Origin of the sequence: Providencia sp. PROV150 (assembly GCF_028481025.1) — a bacterium.
GTDB classification, from domain to species: domain Bacteria; phylum Pseudomonadota; class Gammaproteobacteria; order Enterobacterales; family Enterobacteriaceae; genus Providencia; species Providencia hangzhouensis.
The window spans coordinates 80,790-105,609 of the sequence record NZ_JAMPPJ010000004.1 but is presented as its reverse complement, the minus strand read 5'-3'; the positions used below and the strand labels follow the sequence as shown (position 1 = coordinate 105,609).

Annotated in this window: 21 protein-coding genes; 10 read left to right on the top strand and 11 right to left on the bottom strand. The window is 40.6% G+C overall.

All coding sequences use genetic code 11. The features are described from left to right. Positions 1-255: 255 nt before the first annotated feature. Positions 256-1,239, bottom strand: coding sequence for an aldo/keto reductase (locus tag PSE83_RS04490; RefSeq protein WP_004253824.1), 984 nt, complete (start codon positions 1,237-1,239; stop codon positions 256-258). Between the two features lie 61 nt (positions 1,240-1,300). On the opposite strand from PSE83_RS04490, the gene PSE83_RS04485 reads away from it, so the two are divergent. Then, positions 1,301-2,242 carry a LysR family transcriptional regulator gene (locus PSE83_RS04485; RefSeq protein ID WP_110591787.1) on the top strand — a complete coding sequence of 314 codons (942 nt, stop codon included), beginning with the start codon at positions 1,301-1,303 and terminating at the stop codon, positions 2,240-2,242. 229 nt (positions 2,243-2,471) lie between these two features. Then, positions 2,472-2,954 carry a glutathione peroxidase gene (locus PSE83_RS04480; protein ID WP_004253803.1) on the top strand — a complete coding sequence of 161 codons (483 nt, stop codon included), beginning with the start codon at positions 2,472-2,474 and terminating at the stop codon, positions 2,952-2,954. Between the two features lie 122 nt (positions 2,955-3,076). Here the strand turns inward: PSE83_RS04480 and guaA are convergent, their stop codons facing one another. Beyond that, entirely contained in the window at positions 3,077-4,654 is a 1,578-nt protein-coding gene (gene guaA, locus PSE83_RS04475; RefSeq protein ID WP_004253608.1) for a glutamine-hydrolyzing GMP synthase, read from the bottom strand. Between the two features lie 85 nt (positions 4,655-4,739). After that, positions 4,740-6,206, bottom strand: a complete 1,467-nt coding sequence (gene guaB, locus PSE83_RS04470) for an IMP dehydrogenase (protein WP_004253607.1) — start codon at positions 6,204-6,206, stop codon at positions 4,740-4,742. Positions 6,207-6,377: 171 nt separating this feature from the next. Here guaB and xseA point away from each other — a divergent pair, with 171 nt between their 5' ends. Next, entirely contained in the window at positions 6,378-7,745 is a 1,368-nt protein-coding gene (xseA, locus tag PSE83_RS04465; RefSeq protein ID WP_110591790.1) for an exodeoxyribonuclease VII large subunit, read from the top strand. A 62-nt stretch (positions 7,746-7,807) separates the two neighbouring features. Here xseA and PSE83_RS04460 read toward each other — a convergent pair whose 3' ends face one another. The 5 genes from PSE83_RS04460 to maeB all read right to left on the bottom strand — a co-directional run bounded on the left by PSE83_RS04460 (position 7,808) and on the right by maeB (position 16,565). Further along, entirely contained in the window at positions 7,808-10,066 is a 2,259-nt protein-coding gene (locus PSE83_RS04460; RefSeq protein WP_272660680.1) for a TonB-dependent receptor domain-containing protein, read from the bottom strand. A 140-nt stretch (positions 10,067-10,206) separates the two neighbouring features. Beyond that, on the bottom strand, positions 10,207-12,339 hold the full coding sequence (locus PSE83_RS04455) for a S9 family peptidase (RefSeq protein WP_272660679.1): 2,133 nt from the start codon (positions 12,337-12,339) through the stop codon (positions 10,207-10,209). Between the two features lie 12 nt (positions 12,340-12,351). Further along, the gene (locus tag PSE83_RS04450) at positions 12,352-13,155 is read right to left on the bottom strand and encodes a cell envelope integrity protein TolA (RefSeq protein ID WP_164565257.1); all 804 of its coding nucleotides are present in this window, start codon (positions 13,153-13,155) and stop codon (positions 12,352-12,354) included. Positions 13,156-13,300: 145 nt separating this feature from the next. Continuing rightward, positions 13,301-14,167: a ChaN family lipoprotein gene (locus tag PSE83_RS04445; protein ID WP_272660678.1), complete on the bottom strand. Its 867-nt coding sequence runs from the start codon at positions 14,165-14,167 to the stop codon at positions 13,301-13,303. A 118-nt stretch (positions 14,168-14,285) separates the two neighbouring features. After that, entirely contained in the window at positions 14,286-16,565 is a 2,280-nt protein-coding gene (maeB, locus tag PSE83_RS04440; protein WP_004253593.1) for an NADP-dependent oxaloacetate-decarboxylating malate dehydrogenase, read from the bottom strand. Between the two features lie 531 nt (positions 16,566-17,096). On the opposite strand from maeB, the gene PSE83_RS04435 reads away from it, so the two are divergent. The 4 genes from PSE83_RS04435 (at position 17,097) to PSE83_RS04420 (ending at position 20,044) form a co-directional block, all read left to right on the top strand. Further along, the gene (locus tag PSE83_RS04435; RefSeq protein ID WP_036957668.1) at positions 17,097-17,717 is read left to right on the top strand and encodes a LuxR C-terminal-related transcriptional regulator; all 621 of its coding nucleotides are present in this window, start codon (positions 17,097-17,099) and stop codon (positions 17,715-17,717) included. A 146-nt stretch (positions 17,718-17,863) separates the two neighbouring features. Continuing rightward, positions 17,864-18,235, top strand: a complete 372-nt coding sequence (locus PSE83_RS04430; RefSeq protein WP_164565255.1) for an ArsC family reductase — start codon at positions 17,864-17,866, stop codon at positions 18,233-18,235. 13 nt (positions 18,236-18,248) lie between these two features. After that, entirely contained in the window at positions 18,249-19,379 is a 1,131-nt protein-coding gene (gene dapE / locus PSE83_RS04425; protein ID WP_036957664.1) for a succinyl-diaminopimelate desuccinylase, read from the top strand. Next, on the top strand, positions 19,376-20,044 hold the full coding sequence (locus tag PSE83_RS04420; protein WP_172767111.1) for a M15 family metallopeptidase: 669 nt from the start codon (positions 19,376-19,378) through the stop codon (positions 20,042-20,044). The genes dapE and PSE83_RS04420 overlap by 4 nt, the downstream gene beginning before the upstream one ends. Positions 20,045-20,098: 54 nt before the next feature. Here PSE83_RS04420 and PSE83_RS04415 read toward each other — a convergent pair whose 3' ends face one another. Then, positions 20,099-20,491 (bottom strand): DUF454 family protein, encoded by a 393-nt coding sequence (locus tag PSE83_RS04415; RefSeq protein ID WP_094960491.1) that lies wholly within the window; start codon positions 20,489-20,491, stop codon positions 20,099-20,101. 244 nt (positions 20,492-20,735) lie between these two features. Between PSE83_RS04415 and PSE83_RS04410 the strand changes: the two genes are divergently transcribed. After that, positions 20,736-20,987: a hypothetical protein gene (locus PSE83_RS04410; protein ID WP_036957663.1), complete on the top strand. Its 252-nt coding sequence runs from the start codon at positions 20,736-20,738 to the stop codon at positions 20,985-20,987. A 153-nt stretch (positions 20,988-21,140) separates the two neighbouring features. After that, positions 21,141-21,332, top strand: coding sequence for a YpfN family protein (locus tag PSE83_RS04405; RefSeq protein WP_004253577.1), 192 nt, complete (start codon positions 21,141-21,143; stop codon positions 21,330-21,332). Here the strand turns inward: PSE83_RS04405 and PSE83_RS04400 are convergent. Beyond that, positions 21,313-23,334: a tRNA(Met) cytidine acetyltransferase TmcA gene (locus PSE83_RS04400; RefSeq protein ID WP_164455568.1), complete on the bottom strand. Its 2,022-nt coding sequence runs from the start codon at positions 23,332-23,334 to the stop codon at positions 21,313-21,315. The genes PSE83_RS04405 and PSE83_RS04400 overlap by 20 nt on opposite strands. A gap of 7 nt (positions 23,335-23,341) precedes the next feature. Then, on the bottom strand, positions 23,342-23,794 hold the full coding sequence (locus PSE83_RS04395; RefSeq protein WP_004253572.1) for a DUF441 domain-containing protein: 453 nt from the start codon (positions 23,792-23,794) through the stop codon (positions 23,342-23,344). A 582-nt stretch (positions 23,795-24,376) separates the two neighbouring features. Here PSE83_RS04395 and PSE83_RS04390 point away from each other — a divergent pair. After that, positions 24,377-24,802: a PPC domain-containing DNA-binding protein gene (locus PSE83_RS04390; protein WP_112307956.1), complete on the top strand. Its 426-nt coding sequence runs from the start codon at positions 24,377-24,379 to the stop codon at positions 24,800-24,802. Positions 24,803-24,820 lie beyond the last annotated feature (18 nt).

Genomic DNA, 24,820 nt, shown 5'->3' with positions numbered 1-24,820 from the left:
CCCTAGGAACGGGAAGCTCTGTTGCTTTACCCTCGATAAAGCAGTTGTAAGATACAAAAGTATCTAACCCCATACATAGAGGCCCCTTTTCCTAAATAAATTCCTATAATGGTATACCTATTTTTTCTAACGTCTTTGGTACTAATAAAAAAAGGCACCAGTAAAAAACTGATACCTCAATTATTGTTGCCAAATAACATTCACAGAATATGACAGCACAGGGCAACTCTATTACTCTACAAAATGATGCTTACCTTACACATTAACACCTTTCATTCCTTCAGCAGTATAACGGGAACCCACAGGTTGAAAGCTTTCTAGCGCTTGTGTTATTTGCAGTAAATCCTCCGATGTTAGGTCAATATCAGCGGCAGCAAAGTTATCTTCAAGGTGTTTAACTTTATTCGTTCCTGGTATTGGTACAATGTTATCTCCTTGAGCTAGCAACCAGGCCAGTGAAATTTGAGCAGGTGAACATGACTTGTTACTTGCCATCTGCACGATAAAGTCAGCTAATGTGCGATTAGCTCTAAGGTTCTCTGATGTGAAACGTGGTAGCGTATTACGTGCATCATCGCTCTCGAACCTACTTTCGGCATTAAAGCGCCCTGTTAAGAATCCACGTCCTAACGGGGAATAAGGTACAAAACCAATCCCTAATTCTTGGCAAGTTGGCAATATTTCCGTTTCAACATCACGCGTCCAAAGCGAATACTCAGTTTGGATTGCAGTAACAGGATAAACTGCGTGTGCCCTTCTAAGGGTTGCCGCACTCACCTCAGACAACCCAATGTGAGCAATTTTCCCTTCAGCAACTAACCCCGCCAGCGTGTGCATTGTCGTCTCTATTGATGCAGAGGGATCTAGACGATGGATATAATACAAATCAATACATTCAACACCTAATCGACGAAGAGAGCTTTCACAGGCGCTGCGTATATATTCTGGACTATTATCAATCCTTCTCTCATATTCACCTGGTCGGCGAACAATACCGCACTTTGTCGCGATTTTAACATCAGAACCGACTTGTTTAAGAAAATGCCCAATCAACTCTTCGTTATGAAAATTGCCATAAGTATCCGCAGTATCCAGCATCGTACAGCCTAGTTCGATAGCTTTTTGTAGCACAACCATGGCAGCCTGATCATCTTGCGGCCCATAGAACTCGCTCATCCCCATACAACCGAGTCCAATTGCCGAGACTTCAAGTCCATTACCCAAAATACGTTTTTTCATTATCGCTCTCCCTTGGTTTATTTTATGTTTTTCAGTATATTTTCCATAAATGGAGATTTATATGACTAATGAAAGCAATCCATTTTCCAATAATGGAAAACAAAACGATAGACAGCATTCAAATTGGGATGATGTCAGAGTATTTTTAGCGATTGCTCGAGAAGGCACGCTAAGTGCTGCATCTAAAGCATTGAAACTTGGAATTGCAACCACATCTCGGCGTTTAGAACGCCTAGAAGAGGCATTACATGTTCGGCTATTCACTCGAGACCAGCTTGGTTACAAGCTTACCGATGAAGGAAATGCATTAATTTCTCAGGCTGAAGCCTTAGAACAGGCGGGTTATGCATTTGGCAATGCCGCGCGGAGAAAAAGCGAAAGCGTGATGGGCCATGTTTGTTTAGCTACCGCTCAAGGCTTAGCCGATCATCTAATCATCCCTGCTCTGCCTTCACTAACCAACGTGAACCCTAATCTCACAATTGAAATTGTAACTGGGGTGTCGACAGTGAATTTACACAGGCGTGATGCGGATATTGCACTGCGTATGGTTAGGCCTGAACGCGGTAATGTGCGTATTCGTAAATTAGGCACATTGGGGTTTGGCCTTTACGCCTCAGAGAGTTATTTACAGCGTAGACCAAATCCAAACAGATTGAGCTCTCTAGAACAAGATGATTTTATCGGTTGGTCGGAAGCACAGCAGCACCTCCAATCAGCACAATGGTTAGAAAGAACGCTAAGAGGAAGAGCTTGCCGGCTCACTACCAGTACGATGTCAGCACAATTTAGCGCAGTCCAAGCGGGTATTGGCATGGCTGTTTTGCCGCATTTCATTGCCCAAAAGATGGGACTGATTTGCCTACAAGATAATATAGGCTGTGACCAACCTATTTGGCTAGTCATTCACTCTGATCTCGCTCACTCACGAAGGATCAGGGTTGTCGCTGATTTTTTGAATGAGTTAGTTGCAAAGGAACATGAGAGGTTGCTGATGCCATAAGCTCCCTCCACTTTGACACGGGCTGATACCATTATTTAGCCAGCGAATGTTTATAGCGGGATTAAAGCAAAGGGCTAATATCTAATATTTCAATCAATGGGAGAACAGCCAGTATGTTGTTTTTACCTTTAAAATTTGCCAAGATAGCCAGGTAAAAGACTTCAGACCTACCACACAATCAGCGGCTATATTGGCTTATGTCGATTAGCTCTATTCTAAGGATCCTACTATGGCCCCCTTTCATCAATTAGCAGCGACAAGTCTCGGCGGGCAACTTATCTCTATGAAAGACTACGCTGATAAGGTGGTTCTCGTTGTTAATACCGCCAGTCATTGTGGTTTTACACCACAATACAACGGCTTAGAATCACTCTACAAGAAATATGCTCCTCAGGGCTTTGTGGTGCTTGGTTTCCCCTGTAATCAGTTTGGCAAACAAGAACCCGGTAGCGCTGAGGAAATCGCGCAGACCTGCTTTATTAACTACGAAGTGAGCTTTCCAATATTCGAAAAAGTCGACGTTAATGGGAGCTCTGCTCACCCGATATTCCGTTACCTGAAAAACGAGCTACCAGGTCTAATGGGTGGGCGGATCAAGTGGAACTTTACTAAATTCTTGATCGGGCGTGACGGTAAACCGCTCAAACGCTTCGCACCATTCACTACCCCTGAAAAAATGGAAGCAATAATCCTTTCTGCACTTCAAATTTAAGTGTTCACTAATTTGCTCAATTAAATCGAATGCTATTAAAGACTAAAAACAAAAAAGCCCATTTTTACATGGGCTTAAGTCGTTATTTTGCCAGTCAGTGCCAGCGAGTTCTTATTGGGGGATTATTCCCACTCAATTGTCGCTGGTGGTTTGCCGCTGATATCATAAACAACACGGGAAATACCATCGACTTCATTAATGATGCGGTTTGAAACGCGGCCTAAGAAGTCATAAGGTAAATGCGCCCAATGAGCGGTCATAAAGTCGATAGTTTCAACTGCACGCAGTGAAACAACCCAGTCATATTTACGGCCATCACCCATGACGCCAACAGAGCGGACAGGTAAGAATACGGTAAATGCTTGACTAACTTTATGATATAAATCTGCTTTGTGCAGTTCTTCAATAAAGATAGCATCTGCACGACGTAATAAATCACAGTACTCTTTCTTCACTTCGCCTAATACACGCACACCTAAGCCTGGGCCTGGGAATGGGTGGCGATACAGCATATCGTACGGGAGGCCTAATTCGAGACCAATTTTACGGACTTCATCTTTAAACAATTCTTTTAATGGCTCAACTAAACCAAGTTTCATGTCATCCGGCAGACCACCTACATTATGGTGAGACTTGATAACGTGTGCTTTACCAGTTGCTGATGCTGCTGATTCGATAACGTCTGGGTAAATTGTTCCTTGAGCCAGCCATTTGATATTAGGCAGCTTAGATGACTCTTCATCAAATACTTCGATAAATACGTGACCAATTTTCTTACGTTTAGCTTCTGGATCGCTGATCCCAGCTAATGCATTTAAGAAGCGATCTTCGGCTTTTGCATGGATGATGTTCAGGTCAAATTTACCTGCGAACATTTCCATTACTTGGTCTGCTTCATTTAAACGCAATAAACCGTTATCAACGAACACACAGGTTAAACGTTTACCAATTGCGCGGTTTAATAGCAATGCCGTAACCGATGAATCAACACCACCCGATAATGCGAGCAGTACATGGTCATCACCAATTTGCTCTTTTAAACGCGCTACTGTGTCTTCGATAATTGCCGCTGGTGTCCACAGGGCTTCACATTGGCAAATATCTTTCACAAAACGCGTTAAAATATTCAGGCCTTGGTGAGTGTGAGTCACTTCTGGGTGGAATTGCACACCGTAGAATTTCTTCTCTTCATTTGCCATGATGGCATATGGGCAGCTTGGCGTGCTGGCGATAGTTTTAAAATCTGCAGGGATAGCTGTAACTTTATCACCATGGCTCATCCAAACATCAAGTACTGGCTTGCCAGCTTCGTTCAGAGAGTCATGAATATCACGGAATAATTCACATTGCTCAGTGATTTCGACATTGGCATAACCGAACTCACGTTCACCAGAGACTTCAACTGAACCACCCAACTGCATTGACATGGTTTGCATGCCATAACAAATACCTAATACAGGAACACCTGCATTAAATACGTAATCAGGAGCACGTGGGCTATCTGACTCAGTCGTACTTTCTGGCCCGCCAGAAAGAATAATACCGTTTGGATTGAATTCTCGAATTTGTTCTTCTGTAACGTCCCACGCCCAGAGTTCACAGTAAACGCCAATTTCACGAATACGACGGGCGATCAGCTGTGTATATTGCGAGCCGAAATCAAGAATAAGAATGCGATGTTTATGGATATTTGTTGTCATTTGAGGAGAATTCCAAAAATTCAAGTCAAAAATAAGAATCGGTGACGCAATCAAATGAATGCGCCACCCTGAGAAACTTTATCGATTATTGCCCCAAACGGTAGTTTGGAGATTCTTTCGTGATAGTAACATCATGAACGTGGCTTTCTTGGATACCGGCTCCACTGATGCGAACAAATTCTGCTTTTGTTCTTAATGCATCAATAGTACCACAGCCCGTCAGGCCCATACAGGAGCGTAAGCCACCCATTTGTTGATGAATGATTTCTTTTAGGCGACCTTTGTATGCTACGCGGCCTTCAATACCTTCTGGCACTAATTTGTCTGCTGCATTATCAGATTGGAAGTAACGATCTGACGAACCTTTAGACATCGCACCTAGTGAACCCATGCCACGGTATGCTTTGTAAGTACGGCCTTGGAATAAAATAGTTTCTCCCGGAGACTCTTCAGTTCCTGCGAACATTGAGCCAACCATCACACAGGCTGCGCCTGCCGCGATAGCTTTAGAGATATCACCTGAGAAGCGAATCCCCCCATCCGCGATAACAGGAATACCCGTACCTTCCAGAGCTTCTGCCGCTTCTGCAATAGCTGTAATTTGTGGTACACCAACGCCAGTCACAATACGAGTGGTACAGATAGAACCAGGACCAATGCCGACTTTAACCGCGCTAACTCCTGCATCCGCTAAGGCTTTCGCCCCTTCCGCTGTTGCAACGTTACCACCAATAATTTGTAAGTCAGGGTATTTTTGGCGGGTTTCACGAATACGTTGTAATACGCCTTCTGAATGACCATGTGATGAGTCAATTAATAAAACGTCAACGCCAGCAGCCACCAGTGCGTCAACACGCTCTTCATTTCCTGCACCAGCACCAACAGCAGCACCAACACGCAAACGGCCTTGCTCGTCTTTACACGCGTTTGGCTTACGTTCTGCTTTTTGGAAGTCTTTAACAGTGATCATCCCTAACAAATGAAAGTTATCATCGATCACTAAGGCTTTTTCTACACGTTTTTCATGCATTTTTTGTAAAACAATTTCACGTGCTTCGCCTTCTTTCACGGTGACTAAACGTTCTTTTGGCGTCATCACAGCAGTAACAGGCTGGTCTAAATCCGTCACGAAACGAACATCGCGGCCAGTAATAATACCAACTAATGAGTTGTCGTTTGCAACTACTGGATAACCTGCAAAACCATTGCGTTCAGCCATTTCTTGCACTTCACGAATGGTGGTATCAGGCGTTACTGTCACAGGGTCAGTGACGACACCACTTTCATGCTTTTTCACGCGGCGAACTTCTTCCGCTTGGCGCTCAATAGTCATGTTTTTATGGATGAAACCAATGCCACCTTCTTGTGCTAATGCAATAGCAAGATCAGATTCAGTGACAGTATCCATGGCTGCAGAAAGCATAGGAATGTTCAGGCGGATGTTTGCAGTCAGTTGAGTTGATAAATCTGCGGTATTCGGTAATACGGTTGAGTGTGCAGGAACGAGTAAAACGTCGTCGAAAGTAAGTGCTTCTTTTTTAATGCGTAACATAGGCAATATCCCACCAGGCAGCGTTATGGAAAGGTATAAAATATTGCCGCGGCATTATACACACCGAAAACGGTTGCTTCCAGCGTTTTTTTGAAAAAAAACTTGATAACTCCTATAGCTGCGTTAGTATCTATCGATTAAGTCATTGTTTTAAAATTTGATCTGGCTCACATGTCGACTTCACAAAATAACGCAATTTACTCGGTTAGCAAGCTTAACCAAACAGTTCGAGAACTACTCGATAGCCAAATGGGGCGTATTTGGTTAACCGCTGAAATTTCCAATTTTTCACAGCCAAGTTCAGGTCATTGGTACTTAACCTTAAAAGATGACCGAGCACAGGTACGTGCGGCAATGTTCCGTGGGCAGAATGCACGTGTCACTTTCCGCCCACAAAATGGCCAGCAAGTTTTGGTTAGAGCGACAGTGACTTTATATGAACCTCGAGGTGACTACCAATTAATCCTTGAAAGTATGCAGCCAGCCGGTGAGGGCTTACTGCAACAGCGTTTTGAACTATTAAAACAAACGCTAAGCGCACAAGGCTTATTTGATATTATTCATAAAAAACCGCTACCTAGCCCTGCTAAATCTGTCGGTATCATTACATCAGCAACCGGTGCAGCCCTACATGATATTTTAAATATTTTACGCCGCCGGGATCCTTCTCTGCCTATCATTATCTATCCAACGGCCGTTCAAGGCGAAATGGCACCAGCACAAATTGCTCGAATGATTGAGCTAGCAAATTTGCGTCAAGAATGTGATGTGTTAATTGTCGGTCGCGGTGGGGGCTCCCTTGAAGATTTGTGGGCATTTAATGAAGAAATCGTTGCTAGAGCTATTTTTGCTAGTCAACTGCCTATAATTAGTGCTGTTGGTCATGAAACCGATGTGACGATTGCGGACTATGTAGCGGACATAAGAGCACCAACCCCATCTGCGGCAGCCGAGCTTGTTAGCCGTAACCAGCTAGAAATGCTGCGGCAGTTAAAATCTGCACAGCAACACCTTGAAATGGCAATGGATTATTACGTGGTAGGCCAACAACAAAGGTTTGCTCGTTTACACCATCGTTTACAGCAACAGCACCCGCAATTACGCTTAGCACGGCAACATAACCAACTTAATTTATTGCAACAAAAGTTAGCACAGTCGATGACTCGGCAACTACAAAATTCGACAGCTAAATTCGAAAGAGTCAATCGCCGTTTGCTGCAAAATGATTTACGCCCTCAGTTGCAAAAGCAACAACGTCAGTTGCAACAAACACAATATCATTTGCAAAATATGATCACGAGTTTGGTCAATAGCTATCGTCAACGTTTTGCTGTCGCGTGTTCGAAAATGGAAGCTGTCAGCCCATTGGCAACACTTGCTCGCGGCTTTAGTATTAGTGAGACAGCAGAAGGCACCGTGTTGAAAAAAACCAGCCAAGTAAAATTAGGGCAACCACTGAAAACACGCCTTAATGATGGTTGGGTTGAAAGCCAAATTACTCACATTGAGAAAGTTAAAACAAAAATAGTATCGAAGTGATTATTTTAACCACTTATCTCGATTAAAATAACGGGATAAGTGGTTGTAAATTTATATACTGGTTAGAAACGTACCTGCCCACCAATCATATAAGTACGCCCTCTACCCGTTTCGTTATTTCGCCCTCGTTCTTCCATAATTGCCCCCGAATTTGCGCGATTTAATGCATCGGTATAGTTTTTATTCGTCACATTGTTAATAGTCATCATCAATTTAACGTTTTTATTAATTTCATAATCTGCATATACATCAACAATAGTTGGTTGTTTCTCATATTTCTCCGTCATAGCATCACCATTTTGGTCGCCATCGGGTACTGGGCTAATCCGTTTGGAGGGGCCAGTCCATGTAATCGTTGAACCGAGTGTCAGTTTTTCATCAAATAAGCGTACACCTGAGTCTAATGTTAGGTAATAGTCAGGTAATTGAGTGAAATCCCCTGCACTAAATACGGAGGTACTATTAATAGAAACCGGTTGTTTTCCTGACTCTTTGGTATATGAAACCATTGAATAAAATACACCTGCATCATAATTGGCTTGCAACTCATACCCTCGTAAATTCACATCTCTAGGATCATTAACATACATATCTGCACGCTGAAAAATATCTGGGTTTTCTTTATTCCAAACATCATCGTTAATCAAGCACCAATCAAACTCTTCTTGTGAGTTTGCTCGGCACAACATAAATGATTTGCTAGTAATGTAGTCTTTAATATGTGTATGGAACCACAGAGCTTTCATATTGAATTGATCGCCCTCTACAACTAAGTCAGGCTTGAAGCTATTAAACCCAACTTGCCATGTTTTCGACTTTTCCCCTTTTAGGAATGGGTTCATGCTCTGACCACCATTTTGCGAGAAAAAAGCCTCTTGGGAATTAGGTGCACGCATCGAGTGAGCATAACTAACAAAAGGTTGAAACTCAGGAATAATTTGTGCTGATAATAAAACACCAGGGTTAATACCGCTATCCTTGATATTCAATGTACTGGCTTCTTGGGGGAAACATTTTTCGGTTTCATCACACGCAGGTTTATAACCTTTAACTTTATAATTAAGATAATTAAGATCAAATGTAGCGGTATAGATATCATATTTCCCTTCAAATTGGGTATATAAGCTCACGATATCTTGCGTGCCACTCGGTGAAAATGGGTTATATATTTGGGTGTTAGGGTCTTCAACAGGTTGAGATGTTTTTTGGTATTTGGTTTTCATTAATTTCGAACCAACTTGCCATTTATAATCCACATCTCCATAAGAAAAATGACTCGTATTGGATAAATTTATACTATCGGATTTATTTCTAGATATGGCATTTTTAAAGGCTCCACCAATAGGATCACCTTGAAATTTTTGTTCATTATTACCATGGCTTGCCAAGATTTCCACATAAATTAATTCATTTAATGGGGTGCATTTATATTTAAGATAATAGTCATCACTATTAATCTTTCTGCTGGTAAGTTTATTTTGCAAAAAACGCCCACTGAATTCCAATTCATGGCGATCATTAGGTTTATATTTCAACTTTGCCAATTGAGATTGTGGCTTTTGTTTGAATGAGGGATCTGTGGCAAATTCATCACTGTCAAAGCCGTCTCCATTCTTATAACTTCCGGGAATATTATGACCACTAATTGCAATTAAACCACCAAAGTAACCATCATCCTGTAATTGCGTTTTACCCGCAACGGCAACCATTCCGTTATAACCGAGACCATTATCCCCCCAGTTAGCTTTACTACGCAGTCCGTATAAATTGTCGTTAAAAATGACGTCATCAATTCCGATAGTGCGGAAATTCGCACTTCCGGCTAAAGCATTAATGCTATTACTGCCATTCAACTGCCCTTTCTCCACTTCCACTGAGACAATAAAGTTTGGATCAATTAATGAACCAAAATCATTACTCGGCTGCATACCGTGGGTATATTTGCTCGGTGAGATACCATAATAACTTTGTGTAATACCATCAACCATCATATTCACGCGACCAAAACCACTCAGTCCACGAATATTGACGTTAACCGTACCTTGGCTGGCATCCATTTGAGTATAGGTGCCGGGCATGGTGCGAATAATTTTATCCATCGACTGCAATTTATTTTCTGTACCAACCGCACTATAAGCACCTGGTTTTTCTAATGCTTTGACTAATGGGGTTTGTTTCTGCGCACCTGAAACTTTTAATTGGCTAAAATTAACCACACCTTCTTTCTGCTTATTTTGCTGCTGTGTATTTTCAGCCAAAGCGATCCCTTGGTAGCTAGTGGCAATAATGCCAGCTACCATAATTATTGTTTTATTATTCATTAAACCATTCCTGTAAACGTACTGAGTGTCATACGCTCACACCGCTAGCACAGGCCAAATAGTGCCTGTGAAAAGGCTCAGCAACAATGTGATTAATCTTGTTGCTGGCCTAAAATCACCTAAATTTTATAGGTTAATTATTATTTTAAATATGGAAAATATTTGTCTTTATTTTCAAGCATAAGAATAAAGCTATATTCTTGGGCAATATCATCGAGTGCATTAAAACGCCCTGATTTACCGCCATGGCCCGCATTCATATTCGTTTCTAATAATAATAATGAATTACCTTGTTTAATATCTCGCAATTTAGCCACCCATTTTGCAGGTTCCCAGTATTGAACTTGGGAATCATGTAACCCTGTCGTCACTAAAATATGTGGGTAATGTTGTGCTTTGATATTGTCATAAGGGCTATACGCTTTAATTCGCCAGTAATCCTCTTCATTTTCAGGGTTACCCCACTCGTCGTATTCCCCAGTAGTTAGAGGAATTGATGGGTCTAACATTGTGGTTACCACATCTACAAATGGAACAGCGGAAACAACACCCTCGTATAAGTCAGGCGCCATATTCACCACCGCTCCCATTAATAAGCCACCCGCACTGCCCCCCATGGCATACACATGCCCTGCTTTACCATAACCTTCTGATAATAACCCTTTGGTTGCATCAATAAAGTCAGTAAATGTATTCATTTTGTGGATTGTTTTGCCTTGTATGTACCAATTTTTACCTAAGTCACCACCACCACGAATATGTGCAATCGCGTAAACAAAACCGCGATCCAATAAAGACAAACGAGATGAACTAAAAGAAGGGTCTATGCCATATCCATAAGCCCCATAACCATAGACTAACAATGGATTTTGACCATGTTTGAAAAGATCTTTACGGTAAACTAAGGAAACAGGGACTTTTACCCCATCTTGTGCAGTGACCCAAATACGCTCACTTTGGTAATTTTGCTTATTAAAATCTTTAACTTCTTCTTGTTTTAAAAGCTGTTTTTCTTGAGTCAGCATATTAATTTCATATACTGAAGACGGTGTGGTCATTGATGAGTAGCCGTAGCGTAATGTGTCTGTATCAGGCTCAGGGTTATTCCCAATCCACGCCATGTAAGTTGGGTCATCAAAGCTCACTTGGTTTTCTTTATGCGTTAACCAACTGATTTGGCGTATATTTACTAAGCCGTTTTGGCGCTCTTCTACCACTAACCAGTTATTAAATAACGCAAAACCTTCAAGATCAACCCCATCACGTGGTGTAATAAAGCTTACCCACGGCGCTGAAATATTGTCTGCAATATATAAACCAAACAATGGGTGCTGGTGATTAGAACGAATATAGAATTTACCATTGAAATGATCAGGATAGTACTCAACCCCAACTTGACGTGGTTTTAAGATTTTAGCATCATTTTGTGGCTGATTTGCATCAATTAACCGATATTCAGAAGTTTCAGTACTCGTGATACCTATTAAAATAAAATCTTTTGACGTCGATTTCGCTAAACTAATGTAAAAAGTATCATCCTTTTCTTCATACACCAGTTTGTCTTGAGTTTGCTGTGTACCGTATTGGTGCCTAACCACTTGATAAGGAAGCAATGTTTGCTTGTCCTTATTCACATAGAATAGCGTTTGGTTATCATTAGCCCAAACAATATTCCCTGATGTATTGGTTAATGCATTCTCTTGCCACTCGCTCTCATCAATTTTTCGAAATGACACTGCAAATTCATTACGCCCTTGGCGATCTTCGGCAATGGCAAGCGTGGTATTATCTGGCGAAATAGCTAACGCGCCCATACGATAATATTCTGTGCCTTCGGCACGTTCATTACCGTCAACTAATACAACCCATTCACCCTGACTATTTACCGGACGTCTTTCATAGATAGAATAATTTTTTCCCGCAACCACTCGTGAGCGGTAAGTATAACCATTATAATTATAGGGAACTGACTCATCGTCCTGCTTCATACGCGAAAATAGTTCATCGTAAATCTCTTTTTTTAACGACTCACCTTTCTCTAATTGTTGCTTTGTATAGTCATTTTCTTGCGTTAGATATTCGATAATTTCTGGAGACTCACGTTGGTCATCTCTTAACCAATAATAGTTATCAACACGGACATCTCCGTGAGTAGTCATTGTATGTGGTTGTTTTTTGGCTATTGGTGCTGACATTCTATCCTCCGCAGCACTAGTTGCTGCATATAAACCAAGTAATGTAATAAGACAAAACTCAGTAAGTTTATTACGCATAATTCATCCAATCTATTTTTCATTAAGAGTAAAATCAATAGGGATCCTGACTGTTACCCGCCCGTTGATTAAAATTTCAGTAGGTGGTTCAGGTAAAGGTGCCGCTCTTGATAAAACCTGCAAGGCTTCTCTATCCAACGATCGCGTTCCAGATGAACTCACCAGCTCGCTATCAAGTAAAAAACCTTGTGGGTCAACCGTAAATGTTACTACTGATTGACCAACTCGCCCTCGCCTTACGGCATCTTCAGGGAAACGCTTGTATTTATTTAATTTACCCAATACTTGTGCTTCCCACAGCCTTTTCGCGTTCTCTATCGATTGTGACTGGCTATTAAATTCTGCGGCAATTTTCTGAGTCTGTAATGGCGCTGCTGCATCACTGGTGACAGGGGCATCATTGGCTTTTGAATCAGTCGCTTGTTTTTGTTCAACCACCTGCTTTTCACGCTTTTGTTTTTTTACTTCAGCTATTCGTTTTGTACTCACCGTCTTAGCCACTTGCACTTCTGCCTGCTCATTGATGGCTAATGGTGGGATAATTTTCTCTTCTGATGGAGCCTCATAGGCTTGACTCGCCACCGCTAACTCTTGTAGTTGACCAATGTTAACTTCTGTCAATTGTTCGGCTTGCGACTCTATCGAAATTTCCATCACCACTGATGGTGGAGGCAATAGCTCTTCCCATTGTTGATTATAAGTTACCCATATATAGCCCCCAACCACAGCGACATGAAGAGCAATTGCCAATGCGAACCACCCACTCATCTTCGTCGTTCGCTTTAAATACTTATTTTCAAATGTTGTTATACTCATTTTTATCTTATGTACTTATGTATCTTCACATAAACGCAAATGATAATTAATAACAAATGAAAATGGAAATCATTTCTTAATGAAAATAAAGAATACTTCACAAAATTAACTTTTTTGAAATCATTAGGTTGCTATTATTTAGTCATCATTTAGGGGTATACCAAACAAAATCAGCATGTAAATGGTCTATTTCTTCCCCTCTCTCTGAAATAATTAACACTTTGACTGATTCGTCAGGTGCGAGGTCTTGCACATGTAAAGGTACCCCAATAGCTCTTGTTGCATGGTAGCCACCTGCAAATAAGAGCGCGGGTGTAGGTGCATTTAATAACGACTCTGCCATACGGCGGTCACGCAACTGCTGTATAAAGGTCATTTTTACCACTTGTTCCGCTGTAAGTTCCCCACCATGAGAGCTTTCAATCGTTTTACTGATGAGTTCTTGAACAATAGGCTGAGTCGAATACTGCCCCATTATTGATGATGGGTTAGCGTAGGCGAAAAGCACCTCTTCTTTATCTAGGTTTGCAGAAAGTAATGGATAAGGTGAGCTTAGCAAATGACGGATTAAAGCCCCATACTGTTCCCAAGGCCAACCACTGTTCCATTTTATGGCGGACTGTAACTTTTCGTCACGAATATAAGGATTACTCTGCATCTGTGCCTGTACTCGACTCACACCTTTTTGCTGTGACGGTGTCAGCATTTCGAGTAAAACCGCACCTTGAGGCCGTATTTTTGGCATTTCCTGTACAAGCCATTGCTCAATTTGGTGGTGATAGTGGTTATCATGCTTTTCTCCAACAATCACACGTGGAGATTGAGCAAGCTGCTCAACTAATTGCTGAGGTGTTAAAGACTTACCTGTTGCTAAGTCAACAATTTGGTCGCTTGCTGTTAGCTGGCTATCCAATTGTACGTTTGTTGGCTCAATTTTTTGTGTACAACCAATAAGAAAAAATAACCCAACCATTAAAGTGGCTATTCGAGAGGTCAATCTAATTGAAATCATTATGCTTTCCATCTTATGTAGTCAAGCTCACAAGATACAGATAATGAGAATCATTTTCAACAAAAAGGCTCCTATGAAACCATAGAAGCCTTTAACACAAATTAATTAATATTAACCCTTAGAGTGGATTTGTTTGTGCTTCAACCACTGCCAATGCCACCATATTCACGATACGACGTACCGAAGCAATTGGTGTTAATATATGCACAGGTTTCGCAACCCCCATTAACACAGGCCCTACAGTCACACCATCAGAGCTTGTGACACGCAGTAAATTATAACTAATACGTGCTGCTTCCATATTTGGCATAATTAATAAATTTGCTGAACCTTTTAATGGACTATCAGGCATCACATCTTTACGGATAGATTCAATTAATGCGGCATCCGCATGCATTTCACCATCAATTTCCAAATGTGGGTCACGTGCTTTGATCATCGTTAGCGTATCACGCATTTTTTGTGCAGATGCGCAATCTGAAGAACCAAAGCTAGAACGCGATAACAGAGCCACTTTTGGCTCAATACCAAAGCGTCTTACTGTATCCGCTGCCATTAACGTGATTTCAGTTAGCTCTTCCGGTGAAGGGTCTTCATTGACATAAGTGTCTGCGATAAACGTATTACCCGTTGGTAATAACAATGCATTCATTGCACCTGCTGCATGAACACCCTCGCGGAAACCAAATAAATCTTTAACAACTTCATAGTGTTCGCCATAACTGCCCACCGTACCACAAATCATCCCGTCGGCTTCGCCACGCAACACCATGATCCCACCAATTAAGGTTGGGTTATTAATCACCGCACGGCGCGCCATTTCTTGGGAAATACCACGACGTTTCATGATTTGGTAGTATTCTTGCCAATATTCTTTATAACGCGGGTCGTTTTCGTTATTAACCACTTCAAAATCTTTACCTAACTCAATATGTAGGCCGAGTTTTTGAATACGCATTTCAATCACACTTGGGCGCCCAACTAAAATTGGGAAGGCTAAACCTAAAGACACTAATTCTTGAGTCGCATGCAATACACGCTCTTCTTCCCCTTCTGCTAATACAATGCGTTTTTTCGCCGTCTTAGCTTGAGAGAAAATAGGTTTCATGAATAAATTTGTTTTATAAACAAATTGATTTAATTTTTCGATATAGGCATCAAAGTCTTCAATTGGACGCGTTGCTACCCCTGAATCCATAGCTGCTTTTGCCACTGCTGGCGCAATTTTCACAATCAAACGCGGGTCAAATGGTTTCGGAATAATATATTCAGGGCCAAAGAATAAATCTTGGTTGCCATACGCAGAAGCCACTTCTTCGCTTTGCTCAGCCAATGCAAGGTCTGCAATGGCATATACACAAGCCAGTTTCATTTCTTCATTAATCGTTGTTGCGCCAACATCTAGCGCACCACGGAAAATGAATGGGAAACATAATACGTTATTAACCTGATTTGGGTAATCAGAACGACCAGTACAGATGATGGCATCAGGGCGAACTTCTTTCGCCAATGGTGGTAAAATTTCGGGTTCAGGGTTAGCCAATGCTAAGATTAGAGGATCTTTTGCCATGGTTTTCACCATTTCTGGCGTTAAAAGACGTGGACCTGAACAGCCTAAGAAAATATCTGCATTAGGAATCGCATCAGCCAAAGTACGTTGGCCGTTATCTTCAATTGCATACGCGGCTTTGGTGACATCCATGCGTTCGTCACGGCCTTTGTAAATCACCCCTTTTGAATCACAAACGGTGATATGTTCGCGTTTCAACCCCAACGCGACTAATAAATTCATACAAGCGATTGATGCCGCCCCTGCGCCAGAAACCACCAGACGCACATCACCAATATCTTTTTTAACAATACGTAAGCCATTGATAACAGCGGCAGTACAGATGATTGCGGTACCGTGTTGGTCATCATGGAATACAGGGATTTTCATCCGCTCACGAAGTTTTTGTTCAATATAAAAGCATTCTGGTGCTTTGATATCTTCTAAATTAATACCGCCAAAAGTCGGCTCAAGAGACGCAATGATATCAACTAACTTGTCTGGGTCTGTTTCATCAACTTCAATATCAAAGACATCAACACCAGAAAACTTTTTAAATAGTACACCTTTTCCTTCCATGACAGGCTTACCAGCCAAAGCACCGATATTACCTAACCCAAGGACAGCCGTACCATTAGACACGACCCCGACAAGGTTACCTTTAGCGGTGTAACGATAAGCTTTAAGTGGGTCATCTGCAATTTCAAGACATGGCACTGCAACACCTGGTGAGTATGCTAATGCGAGATCTCTCTGGGTTGTTAGTGGTTTAGTTGGGGTAACCGTAATTTTCCCAGGATGTGGAAACTCATGAAAATCAAGAGCACTTTGTTTTAATTTGTCATCCATCGTCAAGTCCTTTCAAAATAAGTAAGGTAAGAGCGATAACAGTATAAACACATCTCCCTAGCAAATCATGATCATACTGGCAATTTCCAAAAAAATCTTTCAGTTACAATAGAGTTAGGTCACCGTTAGAGTAAAACGTAATCACATTGATTATATTTTACTATATCGAAACACCTCTCTAATTTTTAAGATATTAACTAAAAATAATTTATTATTAGTTTTATGAGGTTAATATATATAAAAAATTAATCACATTATGAACCCTATCTTAAATACCTTCTCCGTTTAATATTGATTTAAATATTAGATATGAATTTTCTAATTTTAATGTATTATCAACAAGTATCTTATTGTTATTAGCGAGGGATATAATATATTAAGCAAAGAAGTAACATTAAGAATTCCCCATACTGATTTTACAATTATTAATACTCCAATTAAATATAATAAATATATCAAAATTAAACTGTCTATTTTATGGAAAGTATCAAACTAGACCTTGAATTTTAAGACATGAAAAAGGAACCCTCTATGTCTAAATATACCGTAATGATTGTTGATGAGCACCCTCTTATACGCTTGGGATTGCGACAGCTCATAAATACCGATACGCACTTTATTGTCACAGCAGAGTCCTCTTGTTGTTACGAGGCCTTAAGCATTGCAAGGCAGCTACAGCCTAATCTAATTATTATAGATACCAATATTCAAGGTATTAAAACATTTGAAACGATACGATTACTTCGTAAGCACTGCAATAATAGCTACTTATTAGTGTTATCTGCTTCAACAATTAAAACAGATATATATGGCGCTATTGATGCAGGAGCACAAGGGTATTTATTAAAAAGCAGTGAGCTTGACATGTTATTTTATAGTATGAAGAAAGCCTCTAGAGGGCAATTAGTTTTCAGTGAAAAAATATATCAGCATCTTATTTCTCGTCATAATTATAATGACCCACTCTCATCACTGACACGGCGAGAATCTGAAATTTTACATGAAATGGCTGTAGGTTTAAAAAACCGTGAAATATCTAATTTACTTTTTATTTCTGAAGAAACGGTTAAAGTTCACATTAGAAATATTCTTAAAAAATTACGTGTTCGCTCTCGTCTTGAAGCTAGCTTAATTTATATGCGTTCAAGATAATTTTTTCTAATTATATTAATTAACAAAGCTAAATTACGAATAATTTAATTATAAGTTTATTATATATTTCTCACATTTGGGCTAGATCCTAAGCGATTTTTGCCTCATTATGTATGGATTATCGCTAGTTTTTTGAGGAAAATCATATGCCCAATACATCTAACTCTCCTTATATCATGTACGGAATTAAAAACTGTGACACCATTAAAAAAGCACGCCGTTACTTAGAAGACAATGGAGTTAACTATCAGTTTCATGATTATCGTGCTGATGGTATTAGCGATGAATTACTTTCTACCTTTATGGAACATATTGATTGGGAAGTGTTAGTAAATAAACGAGGAACAACTTGGCGTAAACTGACTGATGATGAAAAAAATGCAGTGGTTGACTCAAATAGCGCGAAAAAAGTGCTAATTGCAGAGCCCGCCATGGTCAAAAGACCCGTACTTGTTTCTCCAGACAACCGTTACTTAGTTGGGTTTAGCGCAAATGACTACCAAAACTTCATTCGATAATCAGGCGGTTATGATGGATTGCCCAGTTATTCAACTTGCCAAAGAACTGATCTCACGCCCTTCTATCAGCCCTGATGACCAAGGTTGCCAAGCGATACTGACTGAGCGTTTAAACCAACTCGGTTTTACCGTTGAACCAATGCATTTTGGTAACACATTAAATTTTTGGGCACATCGAGGTACTCAAGGCCCAACCCTCGCATTTGCAGGCCATACCGATGTCGTACCAGCAGGCAATAGTGAAAATTGGCAAACACCCCCTTTTAGCCCGACAATTATCAATCAACATTTGTATGGTCGCGGTGCTGCTGATATGAAAGGCTCAGTCGCAGCAATGGTTGTCGCCGCAGAGCGCTTTGTCAAAAAGCACCCTCAACATCAAGGGCGTTTGGCCTTTTTAATCACATCAGATGAAGAAGCCGATGCGCTAGATGGCACGGTCAAAGTGGTCGAAACATTGATGGCACGTAATGAACGCGTTGATTACTGTTTAGTCGGTGAGCCGTCAAGCCAATCACAATTAGGCGACATCATAAAGAATGGTCGAAGAGGCTCTATTACAGCGAATTTAACTATTTTGGGTACACAAGGACACGTTGCTTATCCCCATTTAGCGGACAACCCGGTGCACCGTTCAACCGCTTTTTTACAAGAGCTCACTTCAACTATCTGGGATAACGGCAATGAGTTCTTCCCTGCCACCACCATGCAAATTGCCAATATCCATGCAGGTACTGGGGCAAGTAATGTGATCCCTGGTGAGTTATTTGTTCAATTTAATTTTCGTTTTAGCACCGAATTGACCGACACACAAATACGTGACAGGGTCACTAGCATGCTAGAACGCCATGGCTTAACATATAAAATAGAGTGGTCGTTATCTGGGCAACCATTTTTAACTGAAAAACAAGAGCTTGTCACTGCAACTTTGCAAGCAATTCATGAATTAACTGGTCTTAATGCAGAGTTATCCACAAGCGGTGGAACCTCCGATGGCCGTTTTATCGCCCAAATGGGGACTCAAGTTATTGAGCTCGGCCCACTGAATGCCACCATACATAAAGTTGACGAATGCGTTAGCGTCAAAGACTTGCAACAGCTGGCCTTAATTTATGAACGGGTCATGGGGTTATTGTTATTATGATCACTATTGCCATGTTAACAGGCCGCTCAACTGACCATTTAGTGACACTTGGCGGTTCTCATCGCCTACAGTTCAATGCCACCAAAGCATTTTTAGCCATGCAACAAGTGGCTGTAAAGTCAGGGTTCAAGTTACAATCGGCAAGTGCATTTCGTGATTTTTCACGTCAACAGTTAATTTGGAATGAAAAATTTACCGGTCTCCGCCCTGTTCTTGATGCACAAAGCCAACCTTTAGATATTACAACGCTTTCTGAAGGCGAGCTTTGTGAAGCTATTTTACATTGGTCTGCATTACCCGGTGCAAGCCGCCACCATTGGGGAACCGAAATAGATGTTTATGACCCATTACGTATTCCTTCAGGGCAAACGTTACAGTTAGAGCCTTGGGAATATGAAACTGGTGGCTATTTTGCTGAACTGAACCACTGGCTGACGGATAACATGGCGACATTTGATTTTTATCGCCCTTTCACTGCAAAAAATGCAGGGGTTGCCTATGAACCTTGGCATATTAGCTACTGGCCTTTATCCCATGAAGCTGAACAGCTTTTAACGCCAGAAGTCATTAAACAAGTTCTCCTACAAGAGGATATTTGCGGAAAAAACTGGCTAAACAGTAACTTAGATTATGTATTCGAACGCTATATTAAAGCTCCTGAATAATTTCTAAGCTAACAGAGCAACTTCTATCACGCCTCATAGATTACGCTACATAATTTATGGGGCTTTTTTCTTTTTCGTGGCAATTTGTTCATCAACAACTGGAAGCCGATACATAAAAATAAGCAGCCAACACAACAGTGCCAATAAACCAATTTTTAACCATAAATAGCTAACAACCCAGATTGATAGTGAAAAAGTGAGTATTATCAATACAATTGCTTTTGGTTTTGCCCCTTTCGGTAGTCCTTTATGCTTTTGCCAGTGACGGATATATCCCCCAAACCAAGAGCGATATAATAACCAATGGTGAAAGCGTGGAGATGAACGAGAAAAACACCATGCCGCTAATAACAAGAAAGGCGTAGTCGGCAAAACAGGAAGAATAACGCCAGCAAAAGCCAGCGCAACAGCTAACCATCCAATAACAATGAGGAACAATTTTTTCAAAATTACTCCCCCTCCCTAAAAAATAAATCAAATGGTAAAAGCCGCATAAAATCTGTGGTAACTCATAATAATATCAATGGTATACTCTAATGGTAAACACGCTTAATGAAAAGTCGCTTTTGCCTGTTGATGCGATTATTATTCCCTTGTTCTACTACGAAAAGAGCGGTAATAGCCCCAGTCATGACTTGCTAAGCCTGAGGAAAATGACAGGAGCCTAAACTTAAGACTATTAGGAAGCCCCATGAATCATTACTCTTTTTTTATGAAGGCCGGAAAAGTTATTGCTATCATTACACCAAATGAGCAAGAGACTCAAAAGCTAATTGCTGCCGGATATGAAAAGCAATTTGAAGAAGTTGAAGCCGTTTCAACAGAAAAAGCGCTTGAACGCTTTGCTAATATTCGCGGTGAAGAGGTTAAAAATATCTACGCACTTACAGGCTCTGATATTTTGCTTGGTATTGTTGGTGCATTTGCCATGGTATTTAAATAAACAATAAACTCTGTAGGTGTATTTGCTGTAGTTATCTCTGAAAAAACACACAACACACCGCTTCATACAAAGTGCAAATGGTACTCTAATGGTATAAATTTTAAATAATTTAAAATCAACATTTAGCTATACCCAATTTCATAGAGGTAATGTATGCAATGGTTAGCCGACTACTGGTGGATAATTTTACTCTTATTGGTAGGTATTATCTGGAACTCAGTCAAAGAAATGATGAAATTGGACCCCAAAAAATTTTTAGATAACAAGCCTGAAATCCCTCCGCATCAGGATAATAACCATCTTTGGGATGATGAAGACGATTGGCCTAAAGACAAGAAGAAGTAATTTTCTGCTTTATTTCAGCTAAAAGTGCTGGTTGGTATTGTTTTACCTGTATACCAACCTCTTCTCTTACTCGTTTTAACCATTGCTTTTGCCCTGTAATACCGACATCCGCGCAAATCTTGGAGATAGGTTCACATAATACAAAATGCCGTCTGAGGAGAGGAAGCCCGTTTGTTTCTTCCCTCAATAAACGCATAATTGCACTTGTACTCGCCGAAATTGGGCGCTTAAACTCACTAAAACCGATCAGTTCTATCCAATCATCTGTCACTAGTTGCTGCTGTGGATCCGTTTCGAACGCAAACTCTTGTAAATCACTGCGCCAATATAGGTCACGTTTTAATCGGGATTCGCCTTGTTCACAAAGTTGGTATGCACGGTTTGAAATAGGTAAAATAGCCATCGCGGTAAAACAGCCACTACTGGCTTCTTTATGCGAACCTATTCGTATTAACCGAAAGCCCGCTTTTTGCCAAAATGCGACTAAGTCTGGTGTTAATCCAAAACTAACAGATAAAAAATCTAACCCTTGCTCTGTAGCAATTGCTTTCTGTTTTTCTAAAAGCGTTAAACCAATTTGGCGCCTACGGTAGTTCGCATCAACGGCAATACGCATCACTCGGCGAGATAGCCATTGTGCCGCAATGGGGAAATAACTATGAGCTGCTAAAGATTGGACAACTAAATTTCCTCTTGGTCGACGAAGCCCAGCCCATATTTGCCAGCTCAATGATTCGGTTAACTGTCCTTCATCTACCATCCATAATGCACCTAAATAGGTACAATCATCAGACTCGGCTTTTGCCACCATAAAATGTTGTTGCTGGGCATCCAATAGTCGTCGTAAATCTAATGGTGACGTTCGATAATGTGCACTCATCAATAAGCCATAAAACGCTTTTAATTGCTCATTATTTTCCGCTAATGATGCCTGAGTTAACGCTTTATATTCAGTATTTCCAGCAAGAACCGTTTGAGTGGTGGGTTCTTGCAGCAATAAAGCCTCATTGACCCACAATTCTAAGGGATCATTAGCCGCATAGCGCATTGGGTTATCAAGTTGCAGTAAAGTGAAATGAGCTAAACTTGCACAAAATTTTAACGTAAAACCGCGCCCAGTTCCTTCATAACCATCGACTGTCGTAGTTAATAGAACTCGAGGAAAATACCCCACCAGCTCACGTAATATATAATTAGGAATAGCAGAAGCTTCATCGATGACTAGCCAATCTGCTGTTATTTTTTCATTGCTGCGGCAGTACGCTAATAGGCTATCAGGGGACCAAAAATTAATCTTTTGTCCTGCATGCCGACTTAAAACTTCCGTTGCCACTTTGGCGGGAGCACAACACCAACACTCTCCCATAAATTGTTTTATTAACATCCCAGCTATTGCAGATTTTCCGCGCCCTCTCGGGGCTATCAAGCCCCAAATGCCATGTTTTGCTTTTAATAATTGGCTAATTATTTGTTGCTGCTGTTCTGTTGGCTGGCCTGTCGGTGCTTGCCATAATGGTTTGTTATTTAGTAATGAAAAATCAGGCTCATCTCCTTGTTTATAAAATAAAATATCGGAAGATGTTTGGAAAGTCCGTTGCAGATGGTGAATAAAATTCGGTGTTGGAATGAGCCCCAATTGTTCATTCCAACGTAGGCTGTCTAGATCAGCATTTGTCGCCCACTCAGTTTGAGGTGCAGTACATAAAACTAACAAGCTCCCTGCTTTTAACGTGCCAGCAAGCATGGCTAGGGCTTCACTATGAAAACCTTTACGTGCATCAAAGATGCCATGTAAAAATTCACGGCCCAATAATAGATGTGCATTCTCTGGGGAAACCCCTTGTGGCAAATTCGTTGAAATGGTTAACCAGTCGCCATCAATGGCTGTCTGAAGTTCGTTGAGTTGCTGTTCCACCCACGCACTGTCGCCAGAAAGAACCATAAGACGACGCATGCCAACCATATGTAGCTGTTCGATAATAACAGGAAGCAATTTCACCATCGTAATACTATGATTTACCAATTAATAGTGACAAGATCCCGGCAGCAATTAAAGGCCCTACAGGAACACCACGGAATAAAGCAACACCAATAACAGTTCCAACAAGTAAGCCTGCAACAGTAGAAGGTTGATGGGACATTAATGTGACACCTCGGCTACCTAACCAAGAAACGGCGATCCCGATGACAATTGCAAGAATCGATTTCCAATTCAAAAATGAGCTCAATACTTCATTTGCCGTTATTTTACCGCTCGCAATTGGTGCCATAACACCGATAGTTAAGATAAGTATCCCAATGGTTAAGCCATATTTTTCAACCCATGGAAAATAATTATTCAATGGTGTTATTCTGACCACCAATAAAAATAACATCGCAAGAGTGACTGTCATATTATGACTAATGATACCTAACCCGGCTAATACCAGTAAAATGATTAATGTTGGATCAACATGACTCATAGATTTATCCCTGTAAAACGCATAATTATAATTTATTAGCAGCAAATAGACTTATTTAAAAACATGTTATTGGCTCATCATCAAAGAAGCAAATATTAACGCCAACTCTTTTTATTTTTACGGTAACGATATTTTCATTAATAAAAAGCCTTACTATTTCCGCACAATTTATTAACTCAAGTGCGACATTTTAGCTGTTCTTTATTATCTATTTAATACTTTTCAAAAGAGGTCTTCTTAGCATATTTCACGGTGACAAGCCGAATTGTACATAAAATTAGCATGGCAATACAGATAACTTCCATCGCCACCAAAACTTAAGCTAAATATTCGGAATATTCATCACTGTTTATTTTTTTATTTCTGCATTTTTTTTATATTTATCATCATAAAAACCAACTTGTGGTGCCTTTTGCTGAAGATAGTCCTAAATACCTTTACAACCAGACAATCCATCTCAATTACGTATAATAATCACCAATAATTAATACAGAAAAATCATAACTTAGCATTATTTATAATTTTAATGATTTACATGGTTGTGCGACGCTCTGCGCAAGCACAATGATTAGGATTAACAATATGAACCAATCTTTATCCCCCTTTTCAAACGCTCGTTTTATTGCTATCCGCTTAGTGCCTGGAGAAGATGCGCTTTTAGCATTAAAACGAAAAATTGAGCAACACAGCCTACAAGCTGCATTTATTGCCAGTAGCGTCGGCAGCTTAACTCATGTCGCACTGCGTTTTGCAGGACAAGAGAACACGTTTCACACAACAGGCAAATTCGAAATTGTTTCATTAATTGGCACTTTAGATGCTAACGGCGAACACCTGCATTTGTCTGTCTCTGATGAAGAAGGGAAAGTTCTCGGTGGCCATATGATGCCGGGTTGTACTGTTAGAACAACATTAGAGCTGATTATTGGGGAACTTGAAAAAGTTAATTTCACTCGTGAACCTTGCCTTTTGTCTGGTTATGAAGAGCTTATCATCACTTCTCGCTAATTTTATTATTCCATTACT